20 protein-coding genes are annotated in these 19,296 nt (G+C 69.6%); 12 read left to right on the top strand and 8 right to left on the bottom strand.

Annotation, left to right across the window (positions count from 1 at the left end; translation table 11 throughout):
* Positions 1 to 70 precede the first annotated feature (70 nt).
* Positions 71 to 2,182: an acyl-CoA dehydrogenase family protein gene (locus MCHLDSM_RS02060; protein ID WP_048468660.1), complete on the top strand. Its 2,112-nt coding sequence runs from the start codon at positions 71 to 73 to the stop codon at positions 2,180 to 2,182.
* Here the strand turns inward: MCHLDSM_RS02060 and MCHLDSM_RS02055 are convergent.
* Together MCHLDSM_RS02055 and MCHLDSM_RS02050 are read right to left on the bottom strand one after the other, a co-directional pair.
* Complete coding sequence (locus tag MCHLDSM_RS02055; RefSeq protein WP_048468659.1) at positions 2,179 to 2,763, bottom strand: hypothetical protein; 585 nt, start codon at positions 2,761 to 2,763, stop codon at positions 2,179 to 2,181. The genes MCHLDSM_RS02060 and MCHLDSM_RS02055 overlap by 4 nt on opposite strands.
* Before the next feature lie 21 nt (positions 2,764 to 2,784).
* A complete protein-coding gene (locus MCHLDSM_RS02050; RefSeq protein WP_109788723.1) occupies positions 2,785 to 3,843 on the bottom strand; it encodes a 2Fe-2S iron-sulfur cluster-binding protein in 1,059 nt (352 codons plus the stop codon).
* 157 nt (positions 3,844 to 4,000) lie between these two features.
* Between MCHLDSM_RS02050 and hsaA the strand changes: the two genes are divergently transcribed.
* From hsaA to hsaB, 4 genes are read left to right on the top strand one after another with little or no spacing between them, the layout of a single operon-like run.
* The gene (gene hsaA / locus MCHLDSM_RS02045; RefSeq protein ID WP_048418563.1) at positions 4,001 to 5,185 is read left to right on the top strand and encodes a 3-hydroxy-9,10-secoandrosta-1,3,5(10)-triene-9,17-dione monooxygenase oxygenase subunit; all 1,185 of its coding nucleotides are present in this window, start codon (positions 4,001 to 4,003) and stop codon (positions 5,183 to 5,185) included.
* Complete coding sequence (gene hsaD / locus MCHLDSM_RS02040) at positions 5,186 to 6,070, top strand: 4,5:9,10-diseco-3-hydroxy-5,9,17-trioxoandrosta-1(10),2-diene-4-oate hydrolase (RefSeq protein WP_048468657.1); 885 nt, start codon at positions 5,186 to 5,188, stop codon at positions 6,068 to 6,070.
* A 4-nt stretch (positions 6,071 to 6,074) separates the two neighbouring features.
* On the top strand, positions 6,075 to 6,974 hold the full coding sequence (gene hsaC, locus MCHLDSM_RS02035; protein ID WP_048468656.1) for an iron-dependent extradiol dioxygenase HsaC: 900 nt from the start codon (positions 6,075 to 6,077) through the stop codon (positions 6,972 to 6,974).
* 2 nt (positions 6,975 to 6,976) lie between these two features.
* A complete protein-coding gene (hsaB, locus tag MCHLDSM_RS02030; protein WP_048468655.1) occupies positions 6,977 to 7,543 on the top strand; it encodes a 3-hydroxy-9,10-secoandrosta-1,3,5(10)-triene-9,17-dione monooxygenase reductase subunit in 567 nt (188 codons plus the stop codon).
* Here the strand turns inward: hsaB and MCHLDSM_RS02025 are convergent.
* Positions 7,540 to 7,989 carry a hypothetical protein gene (locus MCHLDSM_RS02025; RefSeq protein ID WP_048468654.1) on the bottom strand — a complete coding sequence of 150 codons (450 nt, stop codon included), beginning with the start codon at positions 7,987 to 7,989 and terminating at the stop codon, positions 7,540 to 7,542. The genes hsaB and MCHLDSM_RS02025 overlap by 4 nt on opposite strands.
* Before the next feature lie 26 nt (positions 7,990 to 8,015).
* On the opposite strand from MCHLDSM_RS02025, the gene MCHLDSM_RS02020 reads away from it, so the two are divergent.
* A complete protein-coding gene (locus MCHLDSM_RS02020; protein WP_048468653.1) occupies positions 8,016 to 8,564 on the top strand; it encodes a TetR/AcrR family transcriptional regulator in 549 nt (182 codons plus the stop codon).
* A 12-nt stretch (positions 8,565 to 8,576) separates the two neighbouring features.
* Here the strand turns inward: MCHLDSM_RS02020 and MCHLDSM_RS02015 are convergent, their stop codons facing one another.
* On the bottom strand, positions 8,577 to 9,359 hold the full coding sequence (locus MCHLDSM_RS02015) for an alpha/beta fold hydrolase (RefSeq protein WP_048468652.1): 783 nt from the start codon (positions 9,357 to 9,359) through the stop codon (positions 8,577 to 8,579).
* A 56-nt stretch (positions 9,360 to 9,415) separates the two neighbouring features.
* Positions 9,416 to 9,796, bottom strand: a complete 381-nt coding sequence (locus MCHLDSM_RS02010) for a hypothetical protein (RefSeq protein ID WP_048468651.1) — start codon at positions 9,794 to 9,796, stop codon at positions 9,416 to 9,418.
* Between the two features lie 67 nt (positions 9,797 to 9,863).
* Here MCHLDSM_RS02010 and MCHLDSM_RS34835 point away from each other — a divergent pair, with 67 nt between their 5' ends.
* A complete protein-coding gene (locus MCHLDSM_RS34835) occupies positions 9,864 to 10,397 on the top strand; it encodes a TetR family transcriptional regulator (RefSeq protein ID WP_053082826.1) in 534 nt (177 codons plus the stop codon).
* On the opposite strand, the gene MCHLDSM_RS02000 is transcribed toward MCHLDSM_RS34835, so the two are convergent.
* Positions 10,392 to 11,345 (bottom strand): LysR family transcriptional regulator, encoded by a 954-nt coding sequence (locus MCHLDSM_RS02000; protein ID WP_048468650.1) that lies wholly within the window; start codon positions 11,343 to 11,345, stop codon positions 10,392 to 10,394. The genes MCHLDSM_RS34835 and MCHLDSM_RS02000 overlap by 6 nt on opposite strands.
* 69 nt (positions 11,346 to 11,414) lie before the next feature.
* Between MCHLDSM_RS02000 and MCHLDSM_RS01995 the strand changes: the two genes are divergently transcribed.
* From MCHLDSM_RS01995 to MCHLDSM_RS01975, 5 genes are all read left to right on the top strand, one after another.
* Positions 11,415 to 12,785 carry an MFS transporter gene (locus MCHLDSM_RS01995; protein WP_048468649.1) on the top strand — a complete coding sequence of 457 codons (1,371 nt, stop codon included), beginning with the start codon at positions 11,415 to 11,417 and terminating at the stop codon, positions 12,783 to 12,785.
* The gene (locus tag MCHLDSM_RS01990) at positions 12,782 to 13,528 is read left to right on the top strand and encodes a 3-hydroxybutyrate dehydrogenase (RefSeq protein ID WP_048468648.1); all 747 of its coding nucleotides are present in this window, start codon (positions 12,782 to 12,784) and stop codon (positions 13,526 to 13,528) included. Before MCHLDSM_RS01995 ends, MCHLDSM_RS01990 begins: the two co-directional genes overlap by 4 nt.
* Entirely contained in the window at positions 13,513 to 15,426 is a 1,914-nt protein-coding gene (locus MCHLDSM_RS01985) for an acetoacetate--CoA ligase (protein ID WP_048468647.1), read from the top strand. The genes MCHLDSM_RS01990 and MCHLDSM_RS01985 overlap by 16 nt, the downstream gene beginning before the upstream one ends.
* Positions 15,427 to 15,537: 111 nt before the next feature.
* The gene (locus tag MCHLDSM_RS01980; protein ID WP_048468646.1) at positions 15,538 to 15,792 is read left to right on the top strand and encodes a hypothetical protein; all 255 of its coding nucleotides are present in this window, start codon (positions 15,538 to 15,540) and stop codon (positions 15,790 to 15,792) included.
* A gap of 48 nt (positions 15,793 to 15,840) precedes the next feature.
* Entirely contained in the window at positions 15,841 to 16,692 is an 852-nt protein-coding gene (locus MCHLDSM_RS01975) for a class I SAM-dependent methyltransferase (protein ID WP_048468736.1), read from the top strand.
* 34 nt (positions 16,693 to 16,726) lie between these two features.
* Here MCHLDSM_RS01975 and MCHLDSM_RS01970 read toward each other — a convergent pair whose 3' ends face one another.
* Entirely contained in the window at positions 16,727 to 18,007 is a 1,281-nt protein-coding gene (locus tag MCHLDSM_RS01970) for a 13E12 repeat family protein (protein ID WP_048468645.1), read from the bottom strand.
* Between the two features lie 31 nt (positions 18,008 to 18,038).
* Positions 18,039 to 19,217: an ROK family transcriptional regulator gene (locus tag MCHLDSM_RS01965; protein WP_082168657.1), complete on the bottom strand. Its 1,179-nt coding sequence runs from the start codon at positions 19,215 to 19,217 to the stop codon at positions 18,039 to 18,041.
* Positions 19,218 to 19,296 lie beyond the last annotated feature (79 nt).

Below are 19,296 nucleotides of genomic sequence, written 5' to 3'. Positions count from 1 at the left end.
GAACGCTGGCACTATTAGAACACGTTCTAGTGGGACGCACGCTGTTCTCACCCAAACCCTAGGAGTCACGGTGTCTGCGACCATCACCGACGAGCAGGCCGAAGCGCGCGACCTCGTCCGGAGCTGGGCGGCGGGGTCGGGTTCCGTCGACGCGGTCCGCGACGTCGAGCACGGCACCGCCGACGCGTGGCGCGGGCCGTACGCCGCGCTGGCCGACCTGGGGATGTTCGGCGTCGCGCTCGCCGAGGAGCACGGCGGCGCCGATGGCACGGTCGCCGATCTGTGCGCGATGCTCGAGGAGGCCGCGGCCGCCCTGGTGCCCGGCCCCGTGGCGACGACGGCGCTGGCCACGCTGGTGCTGGGGGAGGCGCAGACCGAGTGGCTCGGGGCCCTGGCGTCCGGGCAGCGCACCGCCGGTGCCGCGCTGATCGCCGACCTGACGGTCGCCGACGGCGCCGTGTCCGGGACGGCGCCGGCCGTGCTCGGCGCCACGGCCGACGGCCTGCTGCTGCTGCCGGCCGGCGACGGGTGGGTGGTGGTCGACGCCGCGGCACCGGGCGTCACCGTCGAACCGCGCAAGGCGACCGACTTCTCCCGCCCGCTGGCTCGGGTGGTGCTCGACCGCGCGGCCGCGGTGCCGGTGGCGATGTCGGCGGAGCGGGTGACCGACCTCGCGGTGACGCTGGCCGCGGCCGAGGCCGCCGGGGTGGCGCGCTGGCTGCTGCGGACCGCGACCGAGTACGCGAAGGTGCGCGAGCAGTTCGGCAAGCCGATCGGCAGCTTCCAGGCCATCAAGCACATGTGCGCCGAGATGCTGCTGCGCTCCGAGCAGGCGTCGGTCGCCGCGGCCGACGCGGCACGCGCCGCCGGTGACACCGATGACGCCCAGCTGTCGATCGCGGCGGCGCTGGCCGCCTCGGTGGGCATCGAGGCCGCGAAGGCCAACGCCAAGGACTGCATCCAGGTGCTCGGCGGCATCGGCATCACCTGGGAGCACGACGCGCACCTGTATCTGCGGCGGGCCTACGGTCTGGCCCAGTTCCTGGGCGGCCGGTCGCACTGGCTGCGCCGGGTGGCCGCGCTGACCCAGCAGGGGGTGCGCCGCGACCTGCACATCGACCTCGCATCGGTGGCTGACCTGCGGCCCGAGATCGCTTCCGCGGTGGCCGATGTCGCGGCCGCCCCGGCCGACCGGCGGCAGGCCGTGATGGCGGAGACGGGCCTGCTCGCGCCGCACTGGCCACGGCCGCACGGGCGCGGGGCCGGCCCCGCCGAGCAGTTGCTGATCGACCAGGAGTTGGCCGCGGCCGGCGTCACACGGCCCGATCTGGTGATCGGGTGGTGGGCCGTGCCGACGATCCTCGAGCACGGCAGCGCCGAGCAGATCGAGCAGTTCGTCCCGGCGACGCTGCGCGGCGACCTGATGTGGTGCCAGCTGTTCAGCGAGCCGGGCGCCGGCTCGGACCTGGCGGCGCTGCGCACCAAAGCCGTTCGCGCCGAGGGGGGTTGGAAGCTCACGGGGCAGAAGGTCTGGACCTCGGCGGCGCAGAAGGCGCACTGGGGGGTCTGCCTGGCCCGCACCGATCCCGACGCTCCGAAGCACAAGGGCATCACGTACTTCCTCGTCGACATGAAGAGCCCGGGCATCGTGATCCGGCCGCTGCGCGAGATCACCGGCGACGAACTGTTCAACGAGGTGTTCTTCGACGACGTCTTCGTGCCCGACGAGATGGTGGTCGGCGGCGTCGACGACGGGTGGAAGCTGGCGCGCACCACGCTGGCCAACGAGCGGGTGGCGATGGCGCAGGGCACCGCGCTGGGCAACCCGATGGAGGAGCTGCTGCGCGTGGTGTCCGAATCGGATGTCGATGACGCCCAACGGGATCGGCTCGGCGAGCTGATCGTCACCGCGCAGGTGGGCTCGCTGCTGGATCAGCGCATCGCCCAGCTCGCGGTCGGCGGGCGCGATCCCGGGCCGCAGGCCAGCGCCCGCAAGCTGATCGGTGTGCGCTACCGCCAGGCGCTCGCGGAGTTCCGGATGGAGCTGTCCGAGGGCGCCGGCGCGGTGGAGAACCAGCAGGTGCACGACTTCCTCAACACCCGGTGCCTGACCATCGCGGGCGGCACCGAGCAGATCCTGCTGACGATGGCGGGGGAGCGGCTGCTCGGCCTGCCGCGTTAACCGAACCGGGTCTGCGCGCAGGCGGTGGGCGTGGTGAGGTTCACCCCGCTGTAGACGACCTGGATCTGGGAGCAGGCGATGAAGTCCGCGTCGGTGGCCGGTAGACCGGTCCGCCACTGCGTGGGCACCGAATCGCCGTCGGCGGTGAAGCGGGCGATGGGTCCCCCGCCGAAGTAGGTGATCGACAGCTCGACGTCGTCGAGGGCCCGGTACATCTTCGACAGCACGTTCTCGTGGTTGGCGCCCTTGAGCTCACGCGGGTTGCCCGACGGTGCGCTGTACCAGGCCTGCTGCCAGACGTCCCTACTGGAACTGCGCAGCGTGACCGTCTGCCGCGCCCAGGTGTCGCCGGGGAACCCGGTGGGTCCGTCGGGCGTCAGCAGGCTCGCGGTGGTGGTGAAGAAGCACCGTGCCTGGGCCGCATCGCAATTCGCCGACACCTGCATCTGGATCGAGGTCGCGGGGTCGACGGGGATCGAGGACGTCTTCGTGTCCGACGCGGCGGCCGCCGTCGCAGGGTGGACGAGGACCGTGGTCAGCAGCGCCATCACCGTGGCGCCTGCTGCTGCGAGCCGCTTCATCCTGGCAAACCTATCCGCTCGTCACTCGTCATAGGTCACTTCGACCGAATCCGAGAGCGGGTGGGCCTGGCAGGCCAAGATCAGGCCCTCGTCGAGATCCTGGTCTTCGAGGACATCGTTGACCTCCATCTCGATCTCGCCGGACTTCTTCACCACCGCGCACGCGCCGCAGTGTCCCTCGCGGCAGGAGAACGGCGCATCGAGTCCCTTGTCCAGCAGGACGTCGAGCAACTTCGCCCGCCTCGGCCAGGACACCTCGTGGGTGTCGCCGTCCAGCGTCACCACCGCGGTGGCCGGACCCTCGTCGCTGTCGTCCTCGGCGATGACCACGGCGGCGAACGGGTCGGACTCGAGCGACTTGAACACCTCGATGTGGACGCGTTCGGCGGGGGCTCCGCAGGCGGTGAGCGCCTCCTGCGCGGCCGCCATGAACGGCGCGGGTCCGCAGAGGAACGCCTCCCGGTCGCGGTAGGGCGCGAACAACTCGGCGAGCGTGGCCGCGTTCGGCAGTCCCTGCACCGATTCCAGCCAGTGCACGACGGTGAGCCGGTCGGGGTACTTGGCCGCCAGGTCGCGCAGCGCGGCCGCGAAGATCACGGAGGTCTCGTCGCGGTTGGCGTAGACGAGCGTGACCTTGCCGCCGCCCTCGGTCAGCGCGGACTTGAGGATGGCCATCATCGGCGTGATACCGCTGCCCGCGGCCAGCAGCAGGAAGTCGGTGTCGAGCGTGCGGGGGACGAACGTTCCCGACGGGGCCAGCACGTGCACCCGCATGCCGGGGTGGGCGTGGTCGCACAGCCAGTTCGAGGCGTACCCGTCGGCGGTCCGCTTGACGGTGACGGTCATCGGGTCGCCGGTGAACGGCGAGCTGCACAGCGAGTAGCAGCGGGCAACCGAGCCGGTCCGCTCGCTCGGCACCCGCAGCGTGAGGAACTGCCCCGGCGAGTACCGCAGCTTGTCCTCCGGGACGGGGGCGTCGGCGGGGGCGGTGAACACCAGCGACCGGGCGTCGGCCGTCTCGTCGATCACCTGGGCGATCTCCAGTTCCAGCACGTGGTTGCCCAAAGGCTCGTCGGTCACGGTCGACTCTCTCTTCCCCACCATCGGGCGTTCATAACTAGAACAGGTTACAGAAATGCATGTGTGCTGGTCCAGCGGCCACAGGACACCGCTACTCGACACAAATCGTAACGTGTTCTAATCTTTGAGCAGGTCCCTACTCTCGGGAGGCACAACAGTGACGTCCATTGAACAGCGCGACGTGCAGTCGGTTCTAGCCGGCATCGACGATCTGCTGCCGCGGATCGCCAAACGCGCCCCGGCTGCCGAGGAACTGCGGCGCCTTCCCGACGACACCGTCGCCGAACTCGACGAGGTCGGTTTCTTCAAGCTGCTGCAGCCCGAGCAGTGGGGCGGCCTGCAGTGCGATCCGACGGTGTTCTACGAGGCCGTCCGCCGCATCGCCAGCGCCTGCGGGTCCACCGGGTGGGTCTCGTCGATCATCGGCGTGCACAACTGGCACCTCGCACTGTTCGACCAGCAGGCCCAGGAGGACGTGTGGGGCGACGATCCCACCGTTCGGGTGTCGTCCTCCTACGCGCCGATGGGCGCGGGCACCGTCGTCGACGGCGGCTATCTGGTCAGCGGCGCCTGGCAGTGGTCGTCGGGCTGCGACCACGCGACGTGGGCGTTCCTCGGCGGCCCGGTGATCAAGGACGGCCGGCCGGTCGACTTCGGCAGCTTCCTGATCCCGCGGGACGACTACCGCATCGACGACGTGTGGAACGTGGTGGGGCTCAAGGCCACCGGCAGCAACACCGTCGTCGTCAAGGACGTGTTCGTCCCGCGTCACCGGTTCCTGTCGTACAAGGCGATGAACGACGGCAGCGCCGGTGGCTACCAGACCAACTCCGCGCCGGTCTACAAGATGCCGTGGGGCACCATGCATCCGACGACGATCAGCGCGCCGATCATGGGCATGGCCTACGGCGCGTACGACGCCCACGTCGAGCACCAGGGCAAGCGGGTGCGTGCGGCGTTCGCCGGTGAGAAGTCCAAGGAGGATCCGTTCGCCAAGATCCGGATCGCCGAGGCCGCCAGCGACATCGACGCCGGATGGCGTCAGCTGATCGGCAACGTGGGCGAGGAGTACCAGCTGCTGCAGTCCGGCCAGGAGATCCCGTTCTCGTTGCGCGCCCGCGCCCGCCGCGATCAGGTGCGGGCCACCGCGCGCGCGATCGCGTCGATCGACCTGCTGTTCGAGGCATCGGGTGCGACCGCGCTGAACCTCGATCAGCCGGTGCAGCGGTTCTGGCGCGACGCGCATGCGGGCCGGGTGCACGCGGCCAACGAGCCCGAGCGTGCCTACCTGATCTTCGGTAACGACGCGTTCGGCCTCCCGCCCCAGGACACGATGGTCTAGATGACCTCGTTCGCCGCGGAAGCTGCTCAACAGCAGGAGATCACGTTCGAGTCGACCTCACGCTATGCGCAGGTCGCCGACGACATGAGGCTGCACTACCACGAAGCAGGCGACCCGGAGTCACCCACCGTCGTGCTGCTGCACGGCGGTGGCCCCGGCGCCTCGAGCTGGTCCAATTTCAGCCGCAACATCGGGGTGCTGGCCAAGCATTTCCATGTGCTGGCCGTCGATCAGCCCGGCTACGGGTACTCCGACAAGCACACCGAGCACGAGCAGTACAACCGCTACAGCGCGACCGCGCTGCTCGGGCTTTTCGACCATCTGGGCATCGAACGTGCTGCGCTGGTGGGCAATTCGCTGGGCGGCGGCACCGCGGTGCGCTTCGCGCTGGACAACCCCAAGCGGGCGGGCCGGCTGGTGCTGATGGGCCCGGGCGGGCTGAGCGTCAACCTGTTCGCGCCGGATCCGACCGAGGGTGTCAAGCTGCTGGGCCGGTTCGCCAACGACCCGACCCGCGAGAACATCGAGAAGTTCCTGCGCATCATGGTCTTCGACCAGTCCCTGATCACGCCCGAACTCGTCGAGGAGCGGTTCCGGATCGCCAGCACCCCGGAATCGCTGGCGGCCACCAAGGCGATGGGGAAGTCGTTCGCCGGAGCTGATTTCGAGCTCGGCATGATGTGGCGCGACGTGTACAAGCTGCGTCAGCCGGTGCTGCTGATCTGGGGTCGCGAGGACAGGGTGAACCCGCTCGACGGGGCGCTGGTGGCGCTCAAGCAGATCCCGCGGGTGCAGCTGCACGTGTTCGGGCAGTGCGGGCACTGGGCGCAGCTGGAGAAGTTCGACGAATTCAACAAGCTGACCATCGATTTCCTCGGAGGCTGAAGCCGTGTCCATCCGTTCACTGGGTTACCTGCGCATCGAGAGCACCGACGTCGGTGCGTGGCGCGAGTACGGGTTGAAGGTGCTCGGCATGGTGGAGGGATCCGGCCCGGCCGACGGCGCGCTGTATCTGCGCATGGACGAGTTCCCGGCCCGGCTGGTGATCGTTCCCGGTGAGCACGACCGGCTGCTGGTGTCGGGCTGGGAGACGGCCAATGCGGCTGGGCTGCAGGAGATCCGGCACCGTCTGGATGTGCACGGCACGCCGTACAAGGAGGGCACCTCCGCCGAACTCGCCGAGCGGCGCGTCGACGAGATGATCGTGTTCGACGATCCGTCGGGCAACACCCTGGAGGTGTTCCACGGCGTCGCGCTGGAGCACCGTCGCGTCGTCAGCCCCTACGGCCACAAATTCGTCACCGAGGAGCAGGGCCTCGGCCACGTCGTGCTCACCACCCGCGACGACGTGGAGACGCTGCACTTCTACCGCGATGTGCTCGGCTTCAGTCTGCGCGACTCGATGAAGCTGCCGCCGCAGCTGGTCGGCCGCCCGGCCGACGGCGCGCCGGCGTGGCTGCGCTTCCTCGGGGTGAATCCCCGTCACCACAGCCTGGCGTTCATGCCGGGCGAAACACCCAGCGGGATCGTGCATCTGATGGTCGAGGTGGAGAACGCCGATGACGTCGGGCTGTGCCTGGACCGTGCGCTGCGCCGCAAGGTCAAGATGTCGGCGACACTGGGCCGGCACGTCAACGACAAGATGCTGTCCTTCTACATGAAGACCCCCGGTGGCTTCGACATCGAATTCGGTTGCGAGGGGCTCGAAGTGGACGACCACAGCTGGGTCGCCCGGGAGAGCACCGCGGTGTCGCTGTGGGGTCACGACTTCAGCGTGGGCTTCAAGTAGCGGTGTCCGGCGCACCTATCGACCCGCGCACATTCCGCAATGTGCTGGGCCAGTTCTGTACAGGCATCACGGTGATCACCACGGTGCACGACGAGGTTCCGGTCGGCTTCGCCTGCCAGTCCTTCGCCGCGCTCTCGCTGGAGCCGCCGCTGGTGCTGTTCTGCCCGACGAAGGTCAGCCGGTCCTGGCAGGCGATCGAGTCGAGCGGCCGGTTCTGCGTGAACATCCTGCACGAGAACCAGAAGGACGTGTCGGCGCGCTTCGGTTCCCGTGAGCCGGACAAGTTCGCCGGCCTCGACTGGTCGCTGTCGAAACTGGGGTCGCCGATCATCGGTGGCACGCTGGCGCACATCGACTGCACGGTGGCCTCGGTGCACGACGGCGGTGACCACTTCGTGGTGTTCGGCGCGGTGCATTCGCTCTCCGATGTGCCGAAGAAGAAGCCGCGGCCGCTGCTCTTCTATCAGGGGCAGTACACCGGCATCGAGCCGGACAAGACCACCCCGGCCGACTGGCGCAACGACCTCGAGGCGTTCCTCACCGCGACCACTGACGACACCTGGCTCTAGCGGGTGCGCGCGGCCGCCTCGCGCAGCAGGCGCTCGACGATCTGCAGGTGCGTGGGCAGGACCCGGGCCCACATCGCCCGTGCCACCGCGTTGTCCAGCTGGGCGAAGGTGGCGAACTCGACGCCGCCGTCGGTCACCCGCGTCACCAGCTGACCGGTCAGGCCGAGCAGCGAATCACCCTGCAGCCGAACACAGTCCGCGTCCCGATGGGCGATGGGCCAGCCGGCGATCGAGTCCGGGCCCAGGTGGTGCACCCGTAGCCCCAGCATGGTCCAGCCCGCGGTCAGCCGCGCCCGCATCACGGCCGAGGGGCCTTCGAGGATCTCGCGGGTCCACTGCTCGGGCGTCCTGGCGCGGGGCGTGTCAGTGGCGAGCAGGTGGGTGTCGACATGGTCGATGCGATCGAGCGTGCAGCACGCCCGCAGTGTGTCGGTATCAGGTTTCATAGATACAGCACTGTACTGTATCTAACGTGGCGCCACCAGTACGAACATCGCGAGAGCTCTGGATCGACACCGGCCTGGATCTGCTGGCCACCGAGGGACCCGGCGCGGTGCGCGTCGAGGTGCTCGCGCAACGTCTCGGAGTGACGCGCGGCGGTTTCTACCGGCAGTTCGGCGGACGCGCCGAATTGGTCGACGCGATGCTCGACGCCTGGGAGCGTCGCAGCATCGACGACGTGCGCCGCCGCGTGGAAGCCGAGGGCGGTGGCCCGGCGGGCAAGGCCCGCAAGGCCGGGATGCTGACCTTCGCGCCGGATCTGGTGCCGATCGATCTCGCCGTGCGGGAGTGGGCCCGGCGGGACGCCGCGGTCGCCGCGCGGTTGCGCCGGGTCGACAACCGCAGGATGGACTACCTGCGGGAACTGATCTCGGCGATGTCCGATGACGCCGGGGACGTCGAGGCGCGGGCGATGCTGGCGTTCTCGTTGGTGATCGGGGACCACCTGATCGCCGCCGACCGATTCGCCGGCGGGCGGGCCCGGGTGCTGCGCGACGCCACCCGGCTGATTCTCGGCTGAATCACACGGGTGTCATTCATCCACAGTGGGGATAACCCTGTGGATGAACGCCACGATCGTGGCGGCGACGTCGCGGTGCACCGTCTCGTTGAGGATGTCGTGGCGGGCGCCGGCGAACTCGACGAGCTCGAGCGGCGCGACGGTCTCGGCGTAGGCGCGCACGGCGCCGACCGGGGCGATCGGGTCGTTGGTGCCGTGCACGGCCAGGGTCGGCACGGCCAGTGTCGGCAACTCCGCGCCGAACCGATTCCACGCCCGGTCCAGCTCGCGGGTCAGGGCGCGGCTGTCGGCGTCGACGAAGGCGAGCGGGTCGTTGACGATCGAGTCGAAGTAGAAGGGGTCGGACGAGAGCCACTCCGGGTCCAGATCGATGGACGTGTCGGCGTCGAGCAGTTCGGGCACCGCGACCAGCGGGGCACCGGAGATGACCGCGCCGGGGTATCGGTCCCCGTGTTCGAGTGCGCGGAACAGCGTCACGACGGCGCCGTACGAGTGGCCCTGCGCGATCACCGGGAGCCCGGGATACTCCTGCCGGGCGAGTTCGGTCAGCGCGTCGGCCAGCGCCGCGCTGTCCTCGATCGTGCCGAAGTCTCCGCGGTCGCCGACGGTGAGGCCGTGGCCGAACTGGTCGACGGCCCACAGGTCGATCCCGGCGGCATTCAGCGCGAAGCCGTACCGGTGGTAGAGCCCGGTGTGCTCGCCGAATCCGTGCAGGAAGACAACCGCGGCCTGTGGATCGGGCGCGGCCCAGTGCCGGTAGTAGGCACGGCCGCGGGGATGCTCGAGGAAGGGCACGGGCTGACTGCACCAGGTCGCCCGTCGCAGCGCAAGGGTTCGGCGCGCGCCGACGCCTAATCCGAGTGCGCCAGCGCCGTCGCACCGATCACGATGAACGTGCCCGCGCCTGCCGCGGCCGCCAGCAGCCCCGCGCGCGGCGCGCCCGAGCGGAGGGCCAGGGCGGTGGCGACGACGTCCGCGCTGTCGACGACGACGCCGGCCGTCAGGACCGCGCGGCGGACCGCCGGGTCGGAGTGTCCGAGGCCCAGGGCCAACACCAGGTCCCGGATGCCGAACAGCCGGGAGACCAGTGCCGTGCTGCCGGCGTCGGGCATCGGTCCGAGCAGGAAGAACCGCCAGGCGTGGCGGGGGCTGATCCACGACGAGGCGCCCGCGAAGGCTCGGGACACCGCCATCGCGCGGAGGGCGGGGGACAGGGATGCGGTGGAGGGCATGGGGATCTCCTCGTTTGTAGTGGTCGCTACAAACACTAGATTGTAGTCACCACTACGATCAAGGCCGATGGGCCACAAATACTCCCGCGACGAGATCCTCGAGGGTGCGGTGCAGGCCGCGGTCGACCACGGCCTGAGTTCGTTGACCTTCGGCCGACTGGCGCGCCGTCTCGGCACCAGCGACCGCGTCATCGTGTACTACTTCACGACGAAGAACGCACTCGTCACCGACGTCCTCGTGGCGATCGGAGTCCGTCTGCAAGAGGTGTTGGCGGGAGCGTTCCCCGACAAGGCCGCCGATCACCGGCAGATGGTGGCTGCGGCCTACCCGGTGCTGGCGAACTCGGCGGTGGACCCGCTGTTCGCGGTCTACTTCGAGGCCTGCGGTCTCGCCGCGGCGCACCAGGCGCCGTTCCACGAGGTCGCGCCGCAGCTGATGGCCGCGTGGGTGGACTGGCTGGCCGACTTCTTCTCCGGCTCGCGCGCCCGGCGCACGCGGGAGGCGGAGGCGACCATGGCACTGGTCGACGGGCTGCTCCTGATGCGACACCTCGCCGGTCCACATGCCGCCGACCGGGCGGCCAGAACGCTCGGCCTATAGCCGCGCGCCGAGCAGGACGTCGCGCTGGTCGTCCATCCGCGCCGCGATCGCGTCGACGACGGCGGCCACCTCCGGCCGGCGCAGTGTTTCGGGGCGGGTGACCAACCAGTAGGCGAGCCGGATCGACACCGTGTCGGCCAGCACGCGCACCAGGTCATCGTGCCGATCGGCCATGAAGCAGGGCAGCAGCCCGAGACCGGCCGCCGCCCTGGTGGCCTCGACGTGGACGAACACGTTGGTCGACGTGACCGATTCGCGCATGGCGGGGGCGAAGCTGGCCGCCAGGTCCAGATCGTCGACCTGCAACATGGAGTCGATGAAGTAGACCAGCGGAAAGCGTTGCAGATCAGCCACATTCGCGGGGGATCCGTGTTCGGCGAGGTAGTCCCGCGAGCCGTACAGGCCCAGGCAGTAGTCGCCCAGCCGCATCGCGGTGGCGCGGTGCACCGTGGGCTCGCCGACCACGACCTCCACGTCGAGCCCCGAGCGTTGCTGGCTGGCGCGCCGGGTGGCGGCGACGATCTCCACCGCCACCTTCGGATGCCTGCGTTGCACCGAGGCGGCGGCGGGTGCGGCGATGTAGGCCGAGAAGCCGTCGGTCGCCGAGATGCGCACGACGCCTTCGAGCATGCGGCTGCCGCCGGCGTCGAGCGTCAGGGAGCGCACCGCCGATTCGACGGCTTCGGCGGCGGCGAGCGCGTCGCGGCCCAGGTCGGTCAGCTCCCAGCCGCCGGCCACCCGGGCCAGCACCCGGCCACCCATCGCCTGCTCGAGCGCGGCGATGCGGCGGCTGATGGTGGTGTGGTTGAGCCCCAGCTCCTCGGCCGCGGTGGTGTACCGGCCGGTCCGGCCGACCGCGAGCAGCACCAGGAGGTCGTCCGCGCTGGGCCGCCGGTTCGCTGTCGTCACATGTGCAGTTTTGCAGATCTCTGCTGCAGTTTTGGTCATTGCTGCGGTGGGTAGCTGCAGGAATACTCACTGACAACTGTGGTCGGCATCACAAAGGAGGGGTGTGGCATGAGCACACAACACGACACGGGACCTGCCGGGTCCGGGTCGGTGACGACGGGTCTCAAGCGCGTCGTCGCCGCGTCGATGGCGGGCACCGTCGTCGAGTGGTACGAGTTCTTTCTCTACGCCACCGCGGCCACTCTGGTCTTCAACAAGGTGTTCTTCGCGGAAGGCACCAGCGAGGCCGCCGGGCTGATCGCGGCACTGCTGACCTATGCCGTCGGCTTCGTCGCGCGCCCGCTCGGCGGCGTGGTGTTCGGCCACTTCGGCGACAAGCACGGCCGCAAGAAGCTCCTCCAGTTCGCGATCCTGCTCGTCGGCGTCGTGACGTTCCTGATGGGCTGCCTGCCCACCTACGCGCAGATCGGCGTGTGGGCGCCGATCCTGCTCGTGCTGCTGCGATTCCTCCAGGGCTTCGCCGTCGGTGGGGAATGGGGCGGCGCGGTGCTGCTGGTTGCCGAGCACAGCCCGAACAAGGACCGGGCGTTCTGGGCCAGCTGGCCGCAGGCCGCGGTACCGGTCGGCAACATGCTGGCCACCGTGGTGCTGCTGGTGCTCACCGGCACGCTGTCCGACGAGGCGTTCCTGTCGTGGGGCTGGCGCGTGGCCTTCTGGCTGTCGGCGGTGGTGGTGCTGATCGGGTACTACATCCGCACCAAGGTCACCGACGCGCCGATCTTCGTGGAGGCCCAGCAGGAGGTCGAGCGCGTCAAGGCGGTGTCCTATGGCGTGTTCGAGGTGCTGAAGCGTTATCCCCGTGGAGTTTTCACGGCGATGGGGCTGCGGTTCGCGGAGAACATCATGTACTACCTCGTCGTCACGTTCTCGATCGTCTACCTCAAGACCCATGTCGGCGCCGACACCAGCGACATCCTGTGGTGGCTGCTGGCCGCACACGCCGTGCACTTCCTGGTCATCCCGCAGGTCGGGCGGCTCTCGGATCGGTACGGCCGCCGCCCGGTGTACATCGTCGGCGCGATCCTGGCCGCCACCTGGGGATTCTTCGCCTTCCCGATGATGAACACCGGGGACTACCTGCTGATCATGGCCGCGGTCATCCTCGGCCTGATGATCCACGCACTGATGTACGCGCCGCAGCCGGCGATCATGGCGGAGATGTTCCCGACCCGGATGCGGTATTCCGGTGTGTCCCTTGGCTATCAGGTCACGTCGATCGTCGCCGGGTCGCTTGCGCCGGCCATCGCCACATGGCTGCTCGACAGGTTCGGTACGTGGGTGCCGATCGCGGTGTACCTCGCCGGTGCCGCGGCGATCACGCTGGTCGCCGCCCTGTTCAATCGGGAGACCAACGGCCTGGACCTCAAGACGCTCGATGAGGCCGATCGCGAGCAGCTCGCGAAGGCGGGCGTGCTGTGAGCGATCTCGCGGGCCGCACCGCGCTGGTGACCGGCGGGGCGAGCGGCATCGGGGCCGCCTGCGCGCGGGAACTCGCGGCGCGCGGCGTGGCCGTCACCGTCGCCGACATCGACGACGTCGGCGCCAAGGCGCTCGCCCAGGAGATCGGCGGAACGGCATGGGCGCTCGACCTGTCCGACGTCGCCGCGCTGGAGGATCTGCAGCTCGACGTCGACATCCTGGTCAACAACGCCGGCATCCAGAGCATCAACGAGATCGCCGAGTTCCCGCCGGAGAAGTTCCGCACCATGTTGGCGCTGATGGTGGAGGCGCCGTTCCTGTTGATCCGGGCGGCGTTGCCGCACATGTACCGCGAGGGCTACGGACGCGTCATCAACATCTCGTCGATTCACGGGCTGCGGGCCTCGCCGTTCAAGGTCGCCTACGTGACCGCCAAGCATGCGCTCGAGGGTCTGTCCAAGGTGACCGCACTCGAGGGCGGCCCGCACGGCGTGACGAGCAACTGCGTCAATCCCGGCTATGTGCGCACCCCGTTGGTGACCAAGCAGATCGCCGATCAGGCCCGAGCGCATAACATCGCCGAGGATCAGGTGATCACCGACATCCTCCTCAAGGAGAGTGCGGTGAAGCGGCTCGTGGAACCCGAGGAGGTGGGCGCGTTGGTGGGATGGCTGGCCACGCCGTCGGCAGGGATGGTGACCGGAGCGTCGTACACGATGGACGGTGGATGGAGCGCCCGTTGACGGCGACCACCGACGCCCCGCAGTGGGTGCCGACCGAGGACGACGTCAACGGCGCGCGCGTCACCGACTTCGCCCGGTTCGCTGAGAGGCGGACCGGTGGCGACTATCCCGACTACCGGGCGCTGTGGCAGTGGTCGGTCGACGACATCGAGGGCTTCTGGTCGACGCTGTGGGACTACTTCGATCTCGGTGAGCGCGGGTCGACGGTGCTGGAGAGCGCCGAGATGCCGGGCGCGCGTTGGTTTCCCGGGACGACGTGCAACTACGTCGACCAGATCGTCCGGAATGCGCGCACCGACCGCCCGGCGATCATCTCCGTCACCGAGGACGGGCCTGACCGCGAGATGTCCTGGGGCGAACTGCTGGGCCGCGCCGCCGCATTCGCGGACAGGCTGCGGGCCAGTGGTGTCGAGCCGGGCGACCGCGTGGTCGGCTACCTGCCGAACATCGCCGAGGCGGTGATCGCGTTCCTCGCGACGGCGAGCATCGGGGCGGTGTGGAGCGCGTGCGGCCAGGACTATTCGGCCAAGGCCGCGCTGGACCGTCTGGGTCAGCTCGAGCCCAAGGTGCTCGTCGCCGCCGACGGGTACCGGTTCGCCGGCAAGTACCGGGACAAACGCGACGACGTCGCTGCGCTGCGCGACGGACTGCCGAGCCTGGTGACCACGTTCTCGCTCGCCGATCTGACCGAGGTCGCCTCGCATGGTCTCGACAGCGTCGCGGTGCCGTTCGATCACCCGCTGTGGATCCTGTTCTCGTCGGGCACCACGGGGTTGCCGAAGGGCATCATGCACGGTCACGGCGGCGTCGTGGTCGAACATCTCAAAGCCGTTGCGCTGCAATCGGACATGGGCCGTGACGACACGTTCTTCTGGTTCACCAGTCCGAGTTGGATGATGTGGAACTTCCAGATCGCCGGGCTGCTCGTCGGCGCCACGATCGTCTGCTACGACGGCAGCCCCAGTGTCCCGGAACCCGATGCGCTGTGGGCGATCGCGGCCCGGGTCGGCGCGACCGTGCTGGGGACCAGCCCCGGTTATGTGCTCGGTTGCATGAAGGCCGAGGCGCGCCCGGCGGCCACCCACGATCTGTCGGCGCTGCGGAGCGTGGGCATCACCGGATCGTCGCTGCCGGCGTCGTCGTCGCTGTGGCTGGCGGACAACGTCGGGGTGCAGGTGGCCTCGATCAGCGGGGGTACCGATGTGGTCTCGGCGTTCATCGGCGGGGTGCGCACCGTTCCGGTGTGGCCCGGTGAGTTGTCGGCGCCGTTCCTCGGGGTGGCGCTGGACGCGTGGGACGAGTCGGGCAACCCGGTGCGCGGCGAGGTCGGTGAGCTCGTCGTCACGAAGCCGATGCCCTCGATGCCGGTCGCGTTCTGGAACGATCCCGACCAAAGTCGTTATCGTGACGCCTATTTCGAGACCTATCCCGGTGTGTGGCGGCACGGCGACTGGATCACGATCACCGACCACGGCAGCGTCATCGTGCACGGCCGCTCGGATTCGACCCTCAACCGGCACGGCATCCGCATGGGCAGTGCCGACATCTACCAGGCGGTGGAGAGCCTGCCCGAGATCGTCGAGGCGCTGGTGATCGGCGCCGAGCAACCCGACGGAGGCTACTGGATGCCGCTGTTCGTGGTGCTCGGCGACGGCGTCGAGCTCGACGACGCCCTGCGCGACCGGATCAACGACATCATCCGCACCGAGGTCTCGCCGCGGCATGTGCCCGACGAGATCATCGTCGCCCCGGGCGTTCCGCACACCCGCACCGGCAAGAAGCTCGAGGTGCCGATCAAGAAGCTCTTCCAGGGCGGCGACGCCGCCAAGGTCGTCGAACGCAGCGCCGTCGACGATCCCGCGCTGCTCGACTGGTACGTCACGCAGCGTCGAGCCTGAGGCTCTTGCAGGTAGCCCTACCTGGTGATTGGCGGCCAGCCATGGCGACGCGCGCGCGGCGGCGCGTGAGGATCGAGGAGTCAACAGATCCGACGTCCACAGGAGGACGACATGACCACCAGAACCGCCGCACTGGCCACGATCACCGCCGCACTGACCGGCATGGTGATCGCGTTCGCGCCCGCCGCTGCCGCCGACACCACCGCCCTCGCCGACGGGCATCCGGTCGGGACCGGCCAGAACGTCGGCACCGACCCGCTGATCCCGTTCGGCACGGAGCCGGTCGCCCCGGTGCGCCTGGGCTACGTCGACAGCAATCACGACGAGGCCAACACCACCAACGGCGGGGTCGACACACCGTTCTGATCCGGCGCATGCTGATCGAGGTATCGAGCGCAGACGGGGGTGGTCACCATGACCGATCCGGCGCGTGCGGCGTTGCACGCGATCTGGGCGGCGGTCGCGCCGGCGTGGGGTGAGCACGCCGACGCGATCGACGCCCGGGGCGCCGTGGTGACCCGCGCGATGTTCGATGCCGTCGACCTCGCACGCGGAGACGATGTTCTCGAACTCGCTGCGGGGCCCGGCAGCGTCGGTGTGGCCGCGGCGGAGGTCGTCGGGCCGGAGGGCTCGGTTGTCGTCTCCGACGTCGAACCGCAGATGGCGGCGATCGCCGCGGAGCGCGCACACCGGCGCGGCCTCGAGAACGTCACGACCCGTGTACTGGACCTCGAACAGATCGACTGTCCAGCAGCATCGTTCGACGTCGTGCTGTGCCGAGACGGGGTGATGCTCGTGCCCGACCCGACAGCGGCGGTGCGAGAGGTCCACCGCGTTCTGCGACCCGGCGGCCGGGCGGCCTTCGCCGTGTGGGCGGATCGCCGACGCAACCCCTGGCTGGGGGTGCTGCTCGACGCGGTCACCGCCGAACTCGGGGTGCCGGTTCCGCCGCCGGGGATGCCGGGTCCGTTCTCTCTCGCCGATCCCGGCGCGCTCGAGGACCTGTTGGGGGCGGCGGACTTCACCGAGGTTAGGGTGTGCGACGTCGAAACCCCGCTGCACGTCGCGTCATTCGAACAGTGGTGGTCCCTGGTCCCGTCCCTGGCCGGCCCGCTCGCCTCCCTGTTGGCGAGTCTGCCCGCGGAGATGACCTCGGCCATCAGGACGAGGGCCGCGGCTGACCTCGCGACGTTCGCAGGCCCTGACGGATACGACCTACCCGGCATGAGCGTCGTCGGCAGCGGTCGCCGGCAAAGCGCGGCGTGACGCTCGGCTGTACGCGCCATACCCAGCTCACTTCTCAGGCAGTCCATTTCAGCTCGACGATGTCGATGCTGAGCCTGCCTTCGATCGCGCTGTGTCGTCGGGTGGGTCCGGGTAGTGGTGGTGCGGTGGAGTGGTAGGTGGCGCCGGTGGGGGTTCGGTAGGTGGCGGTGTGCCGGCCGTCGGTGTCGGTGGTGGCGACCTGCCAGCCGGGGGCTTCTTTGGCCAGGTTGCACTGCTGGCAGGCGCCCAACCCGTTGCACCCGCTGGTCTTTCCGCCATCTCGGGCGGGGGTGGCGTGGTCGTGGTGGCGGATCGGGGCATTGCAGTAGGGGGTGCGGCAGGTCTGATCCCGCAGCCCGATGAACGCGGCCAACCCCTTCGGGAACAGCCGCGCCTTGCTCTCCATCGCCACGAGTTGCCCACTGGACGGGTGCCGATACAGCCGCCGCAACGTCGCTTTCGCCGCCTCATCGGCGACGGCGTCGGACACGAGGTCGCGCACCACGACGGCCGGGACCGGGCCGTAGCCCTGCACGTAGCCGGGGGCGTCGTCCTCCCCGAACAGGGTGGTGTCGGCCAGCACGAGATTCAGCGCGATCGGCGATGGTGTGTCGGCGGGGCGGGCGGTGACCCGCTCGTAGAGGGTGTCGGTCATGACCTGCCCGCGGGGGCGTCCATCGGCGGTGGTGTCGGCGTCGCGTTTGAGGGTGGCGTAGACCCCGATGCCGTGCGAGAGCGGCATCAGCGCGGTCAGGTACACCATGCCGTTGGGGGCGCAGCGGGTCCACACCCCCGCACTCTGCGCGGCGCGGTTCTTGCGTTCCACGACGGCGGCGGCGTCCAGGCGGGCGGTGATCGCGGCGGCGGCGGCTTCGATGCGCTTGTTGCCCAACCCGGCCAGCGCCTGCTGATCGGCACACAGTTCAGCATCCAGCGCCCGGCGGTCTTCCAGGGTGAGGCAGGCGGACTGTTTGACGATCAGGGTGGCCCGATATTCGGTGAGCACCCCCGCCTCGAGAGCGGCCAGGGTGTGCGGCATCTCGTGCACCAGCGCATTCGCGAAACCCAGATGCTGGTTGCCGCACACCGGGGCGTCGAGGCGGGCCAGCGCGATCTCCGAGGCCAACCCGCGGCCCCGTTTGCGGGCGGGCACCCCGGCGGCGTCCTCGGCCGCGCGGCGCTGCGCCGCCCACGCCGCGGTCGCGCGGGCCTGCGCGGCCGCCGCCGCAGCCTTCAGCCGCTCGCAGCGGGTGACGAGGTCGCGCAGCTCGGCCTCGGAGGCCGTCGCATCGATATCGAACACCTGTTCGAACATGACATCGACGCTACAGGGACGCTCCGACAAATCACGCTCTCGCCGGGTCGGCGAGTACCGGCGCGAACGCGAGCTCGGCCGCGCCGATCATCAATGTCTCGGCTCCGAGCGTGGCGGCGACGACGCGGACCAGGTCCCTCGGCCCGCCCATGCTGCGGCGGGACAGTTCCTCCAGGAGCACGCCACCTGCGTAGGCGGGGAAGGCCCGCAGGAAGCCGCCGAGAACGATCAGGCGCGGGTTGAGCATGTTGATCGCGTTACCCAGTGCGACGGCCAGGGCGCGGGCCTGCCGGTTGAGGACGTCGCGCTCGGCGTCGGTGGGGCAGGGCGGTGGCGCCGACGGATCGGCGCGGTCCAGTTCGGCGATCAGCCGCGCCAGAGGTGCCTGGGTCACCTCGGTCTCCAGGCAGCCGACGCTGCCGCAGTGGCACGGTTCGCTCCCGCCCACATAGGTGTGCCCCAACTCGCCCGCATAACCGGCGACCCCCTCGAGCAGTCCGCCGGCGACGACGAAACCCGCCCCGATGCCGCTCGGTCCGCCGTTGACGTAGATCAGGTGACCGGCGTCGTGATGGTCGCCGAACAGATGCTCTGCGGTGGCTCCGACGTTGGCGTCGTTGGCGGCATAGACCGGTAATCCCGTTCCTGCACAGAGCAGCTCGCCGATGGCGACATCGTGCCAGTCGAGATTGGGCGCCAGCTGGACCACCGACTCGGGGCCGTGTACCAGCCCGGGCACGGCGACACCGACGGCCGTCAGCGCTGCCCCGTCGGGCAGATCGCGACGGATGCGGTCGATCACGTCCGTCGCCACCGTCACGGTGTCCGCCGGCGTCGGCACGCGGTCGGTGGGGCGGCGGACGATCTCGAGCACCGCCCCGCCCATCGCGACCACTCCGACACTGACAGCGTCGACCTCCGGGGTGACGGTGGCGGCCAGCACGCGACGGCCGGGACGCACGATGGGACTCGGCCGGCCGACCTGCGAGACCGACGGGGCAGGCGATTCCTCGACCAGACCCCGCGCCGTCAACTCCTCGACGAGATCCTTTGTGGTGGAGCGGGACAACCCGGTGCGACGGGTCAGGTCGGCGCGGCTGAGGGCGCGGTTGCGGTGGACGAGGGTCAGGACGCTGGACAGGTTGCGTCGCCTGACGTCATCGGTGCTGGTGCCCATGCGGGCGGCCCGGCGACCCTCGCTCGGTTCCATGGATGCCCTCGCCTTCGGCCTTGACAGTGGTGCAGGCCACATCTTATGTTCGCGCAGAGAACAAAATACACACCCTGGA

This window comes from Mycolicibacterium chlorophenolicum, from assembly GCF_001044235.1.
In the GTDB taxonomy this organism is placed as follows: Bacteria; Actinomycetota; Actinomycetes; order Mycobacteriales; family Mycobacteriaceae; genus Mycobacterium; species Mycobacterium chlorophenolicum.
The sequence above is the reverse complement of the archived record's forward strand: the minus strand, read 5'-3'. Positions and strand labels throughout refer to the sequence as shown.

Excerpts from the sequence above, each read along its gene's own strand:
- MCHLDSM_RS01975 (WP_048468736.1), top strand. The coding sequence starts at position 15,841 with ATGACCGATCCGGCGCGTGCGGCGTTGCACGCGATCTGGGCGGCGGTC.
- MCHLDSM_RS01980 (WP_048468646.1), top strand. The coding sequence starts at position 15,538 with ATGACCACCAGAACCGCCGCACTGGCCACGATCACCGCCGCACTGACC.
- MCHLDSM_RS02000 (WP_048468650.1), bottom strand. The coding sequence starts at position 11,345 with ATGACCAAAACTGCAGCAGAGATCTGCAAAACTGCACATGTGACGACA.
- MCHLDSM_RS02010 (WP_048468651.1), bottom strand. The coding sequence starts at position 9,796 with ATGCCCTCCACCGCATCCCTGTCCCCCGCCCTCCGCGCGATGGCGGTG.
- MCHLDSM_RS01965 (WP_082168657.1), bottom strand. The coding sequence starts at position 19,217 with ATGGAACCGAGCGAGGGTCGCCGGGCCGCCCGCATGGGCACCAGCACC.
- MCHLDSM_RS01995 (WP_048468649.1), top strand. The coding sequence starts at position 11,415 with ATGAGCACACAACACGACACGGGACCTGCCGGGTCCGGGTCGGTGACG.
- hsaD (WP_048468657.1), top strand. The coding sequence starts at position 5,186 with ATGACCTCGTTCGCCGCGGAAGCTGCTCAACAGCAGGAGATCACGTTC.
- MCHLDSM_RS01970 (WP_048468645.1), bottom strand. The coding sequence starts at position 18,007 with ATGTTCGAACAGGTGTTCGATATCGATGCGACGGCCTCCGAGGCCGAG.
- MCHLDSM_RS02025 (WP_048468654.1), bottom strand. The coding sequence starts at position 7,989 with ATGAAACCTGATACCGACACACTGCGGGCGTGCTGCACGCTCGATCGC.
- MCHLDSM_RS01985 (WP_048468647.1), top strand. The coding sequence starts at position 13,513 with ATGGAGCGCCCGTTGACGGCGACCACCGACGCCCCGCAGTGGGTGCCG.
- MCHLDSM_RS34835 (WP_053082826.1), top strand. The coding sequence starts at position 9,864 with ATGGGCCACAAATACTCCCGCGACGAGATCCTCGAGGGTGCGGTGCAG.
- MCHLDSM_RS02055 (WP_048468659.1), bottom strand. The coding sequence starts at position 2,763 with ATGAAGCGGCTCGCAGCAGCAGGCGCCACGGTGATGGCGCTGCTGACC.